The sequence below is a fragment of the Paenibacillus sp. TAF43_2 genome (assembly GCF_052113545.1).
Taxonomy (GTDB): Bacteria; Bacillota; Bacilli; order Paenibacillales; family Paenibacillaceae; genus Pristimantibacillus.
On record NZ_JBFRDK010000322.1, the window covers coordinates 1 to 3,453 of the forward strand.

The following is a 3,453-nucleotide window of genomic DNA, read 5'->3' on the forward strand; positions in this document are numbered from 1 at the left end:
AGATAATACTGGTGAAGGAGTGCTATTAGGTGCTTGCACGCTATTTGCATTCAAATTTGATTGTTTTTCAACCTGACTGGACGGTTCCGGTATCACCTGCACTGTTTGTTCGCCAATTGGTTTAACTGTCTCTTCACCTTTTTCATTTGTAATTACATGTAGGACTCTGTCGAATATGACATAGATGGATTCCGAACGTTCATCGTTCAAATAATAAACACTTCGAGGAATGCCACTCCCGCCTTCCCAATCAGGCGCCCCAGCAATCTTATTAAATTCTGCGACCACATCAGATGAGAACTGTTTGCTTCCCTCATATTTCTCCCTAAGTCTTTCTGCTTCTTGCAGTGTGATTCTGGGAGTTTTAGAAGAAAGCTTCCCTACGGCGATGAGTGCACTCCTTTTCCACTCTCCAGGCAACCCCATACTCTTATCTTCAATTAATTTATCCAAAATTACCCGTTGTTCTTTTGTTGCACCACTGTATAGGTCGTCATAAAAAGGCTTTGCCTCATTGCTATTATTATTACGTTGTGTATATGTGATATCCTTATTGTTTAATTTGAGTTGTTGATCTATATATGCCTCCGCATCTTCTTTTGGTACAAAAATCCGGCCGAATTGTTCGTTTGCAAAAACTGACCCAGCACCAATCAAAACTATGGTTAACACAAGCATCAACAGTAAAAACTTTTTATATTGTTTCATAGTAGAGCACTCCTCTCCAATTGTAGTTAAAAACCTATTTCATTTTCATAATACCTCGAATTTTAAGAACACCATAGAATATAGTACCCTGTATTTTTCTTGGCATCATTAATTTTTATATAGATTTTTTTTCCTGAGGTTAAGTAAATATTAAAAGATGCATTACTAGTTGTAAAATCTGATGCAATAATATTGCCATCAGCATCATATATTATTCCATCTATATCATATCCGCTTCCTCTATCGGTTGATATTGTATAATACTTGCTAGTCGTAGGAGTGAATTCGAAGAAATCGACATCATCAGGATAGTCAAATCTAGAATTCCAACTGTTTGTAATTTTGTAACTTTTGGTTAACACATCACCAGCTTTGTCTCTAAAGTCGGTTTGTGTATATTGAGTACTTGCATTTTGTCCGTAATAGTGAGGATAGTCCACAACAGCGGATTTTCCGATTAGAAAATATCTTGTACCATTAACATAACCTCCCTCGATACTTTTAGAAGCTATATTAGAATCAGTTATAACTGTTTCTGTGTCAATCGACAAATCTGTAATTGGCAGTTCTCCTCTTTTATGTGACCATTTTCCATCATCGTGTCTCAAATAAAAATGATAATCACTAGTCATTCCCGATTGCCTAATGGTCAGAGCGATTTTTCTTTTTCCAGATGGGACAGCAGCAGATGCTGTTGTCTCAGAAATTGTCCATTCTGACTCCGACGTACTCAATGTAGCAAAATCTTCATATATCCGATCTTTTACAAAGGCATAAAGATTATTCCACGAATTAGCTGCATTATAATAGCTGTTCATTAAACTGCTAAAAGCTTCAGTATTGTTTGTAAATTCGCCGGGTTGTTGTTTGTACTTCCCACCTCCAGGATAGTACACATGTATGGCATAACCATAACAATTCATTTTATCTGTCATATAACTCCGATAACTTGAAGTGGCACTGAACGTCGAGGAGGTTCTATTTAATACTACTGCAGCGTGAACAGTTATGCTGGAAACAAACATCAACAACACTAACAGTAAGAAAATGGTTTTCTTCATGAATAATATTCGCTCCTTCACCCTAAATATTACTTCATAAAATCAGTTTCCTCAGATGGAATTTGATACAAATGGATATAGTTTTATCTCGTCACTTATCTGGTGAATTGAGCAAGCTTTTCTTAAGGCAAGCCATCAATTGGCTTTTTTCACTCCTTTCTGACAGAATCACACCAACCTATTAATGCTTCGACATCTTTTTATGTAATATTTTACCTTTTATTGCTTTTTAGAGGGATAGTTCTATAGTACTTATTAATTTTGTTGTAATGTGTCTTATATTGTAAAAATACAAAAATATAGGTTGAACTTTAAAAGTTAATACTGTCTATTAAGGGGCAGGAAAGACAAAGAACCTACCCCAAATAGGCAATGTCATTAAGATAAGGAGCAGGACCAAATATCAAGAAAAAGAGAAGGTTATCAAAAAGATAACCTTCTCTTTTTTTGTATATAAATGAAAAAAGACTTGATAAGCAGATGAAGTTGTGTGGAGTGGCCCCTTGAAAAAACGAGTAGGTTTCGTCAATGAATAAGTACGCGAATTCGCTAAAACAAACGCTGACATCCCTCATGCAAGAAATGTCATCCACACAAGCACCCTACGTCAAAAATCCTGAAAAAGAATTTACCCGAAAGGAGAATCTGTCTTTTGAAAAGGTTATGAAACTCCTAATCTCCATGGGTGGCAATAGCTTATATAAGGAACTCTGGGAATCGTAGGGCTATGACATAAACACGGCAACGACTTCTGCTTTTGTTCAGCAAAGGAATAAAATCCTGTTGTCTGCTGTGGAATTTTTGTTTCACGCATTTACAGATTTGAATATGGATATCAAGGACTATCGTGGATATCGATTACTTGCCATTGACGGTTCGGATTTACATATGGCAACTAACCTGGTGGACACGGACACCTATTTTCAAAATCAACCGAACATCTAAGGATTTAACCTTCTGCATTTGAACGCAGCCTATGACCACTGTAACAGACTTTATGTGGATGCCCTTGTTCAGCCACGAAGGTTGTGCGACAGGGTAGGGCACTAGCTATTGGTCCCTTCCACGTCTACCTTTGACTTTTTGGATTTACAGGAGAACTTGTTTTAACCGATTTCCTTTCGGGTTGTTCGTTTCGTCCTGCCCAGTGGCACTTATGGAATCTTCATTACGAATCATTCTGCTTCTGATTTCTCAGCCGATGAACTCGAGTCGATTTATCACATGCGTTAGGGCATTGAAACTTCTTTCCGGGCCTTAAAATACACTGTTGGTCTGACAAATTTTCACGCAAAGAAGCAAGCAGTATACGCGCAAAATCCGCTCCAGATCAGTCGTTAGCTTCGTCTACAGAGTAGCATATTTCAGTTCACACGATCACTTTTTTAAGCGGATTTTCCATCCGCTTTATTTGTTGTACGCTGTTTCCTTACTTACACAAAAAAACAACGGCACAGGGCTTTGTCCCATGCCGTTGCGGATTCCAATTTTATACTTTATACCGGATATTGTCATTGAGCTTAACGTAATGACTGCCGCTAACGGTCGACTTTTATCATTCGATCTACTTGATTTTACAAATCTCTTTATCCATAAGCATTTTAATAAATAAGCCGCCTTGAACGGTACGGTTTTGGAAGCCTACCATCTTTGCAGTGCTTGTTGAATACCAGTCGCTCATCGG

The 3,453-nt window shown here is 37.7% G+C and carries 3 protein-coding genes; all 3 read right to left on the bottom strand.

Annotation, left to right across the window (positions count from 1 at the left end; all coding sequences use genetic code 11):
* Positions 1–708: hypothetical protein (locus tag AB4Z17_RS32855; protein ID WP_441964582.1), on the bottom strand; the 708-nt coding region annotated here is incomplete at its 3' end.
* Positions 709–770: 62 nt separating this feature from the next.
* Positions 771–1,769, bottom strand: a complete 999-nt coding sequence (locus AB4Z17_RS32860) for a hypothetical protein (RefSeq protein ID WP_441911779.1) — start codon at positions 1,767–1,769, stop codon at positions 771–773.
* A 1,564-nt stretch (positions 1,770–3,333) separates the two neighbouring features.
* On the bottom strand, positions 3,334–3,450 hold the full coding sequence (locus tag AB4Z17_RS32865; protein ID WP_441964584.1) for a hypothetical protein: 117 nt from the start codon (positions 3,448–3,450) through the stop codon (positions 3,334–3,336).
* Positions 3,451–3,453 lie beyond the last annotated feature (3 nt).